This is a genomic window from Pseudopedobacter beijingensis, from assembly GCF_042678145.1.
Classification (GTDB): Bacteria; Bacteroidota; Bacteroidia; order Sphingobacteriales; family Sphingobacteriaceae; genus Pseudopedobacter; species Pseudopedobacter beijingensis.
Genome location: NZ_JBHUDG010000029.1, coordinates 1 through 837 on the forward strand (window position 1 = coordinate 1; position 837 = coordinate 837).

An 837-nucleotide genomic window follows, 5' to 3' on the forward strand; every position below is an offset into this window, starting at 1 on the left:
CTCTACTGCCATTTTCTTAAAAGAATCATCAAATACTCTTCTCATGTGTAAACAAATTTAAATCTATTTCTTAAAATCTGTCTCCACTCAAAGGTAGCAACTCCAAACCCCTACCGCATCTGCCACTGCAGTAAGCCGGTTGTTCCTGCCATTGGCCGTATCGTAGCTGTAGCTCAGGTTATCCATAACGGTTCCCCCGCCGTTCATGCGGTCCAGGGTCTGGATGTTGCCATTGGCATCATAGCTAAAATCTTCACTGTAGGCAGGGCTCAGGGTCTGTGAATTCCAGTTACCTGTTCCTGGCCCTATGTGATGCTGGCGCATGCGTTTCAGCCGATTCAGCTGGTCATACCCATAGGTATAGCCTGCCGGCTGCCCGCTGTTTATCTCCCGGATCGCATAGGTCGAATGGCTGATGTTGCCGTTATAAAGGTTCTTTCCCGTTATGTCTCCTGGTGCAGCGGCATAGCTCCTGCCGAAGGCCGGTGCACCGCTTCCACCTATGGCATTATAGTCTCCCTGGTAATAGCCCAGCGAATAGGCATACGCATCCCGCCCCACCGTACTTGTTCCGGCTCCATCTGCATTCATATCTCCTGACGGATCAAGCGACTGCCCATTCACGCCCTTCAGCCAGCCCTGCAATGTATAGGCATAGTCCACGCCCTGTACCTTGCCCGTCTCCGGACCCAGTTCTATTCGGGCAAGCGGGCCATGCAGGTAGTAAGCATACTGGAGTTGCTACCTTTGAGTGGAGACAGATTTTAAGAAATAGATTTAAATTTGTTTACACATGAGAAGAGTATTTGATGATTCTTTTAAGAAAATGGCAGTAGA

At 49.5% G+C, this 837-nt stretch carries 1 protein-coding gene; it reads right to left on the bottom strand.

Annotated elements, in window-relative coordinates; translation table 11 throughout:
- Window positions 1-87 precede the first annotated feature (87 nt).
- On the bottom strand, window positions 88-591 hold the full coding sequence (locus ACFSAH_RS14090; RefSeq protein WP_379663380.1) for a hypothetical protein: 504 nt from the start codon (window positions 589-591) through the stop codon (window positions 88-90).
- Window positions 592-837: the final 246 nt, after the last annotated feature.

Bases quoted from the DNA above. Each gene is read 5' to 3' on its own strand.
- ACFSAH_RS14090 (WP_379663380.1), bottom strand. From the start codon at position 591: ATGAATGCAGATGGAGCCGGAACAAGTACGGTGGGGCGGGATGCGTAT.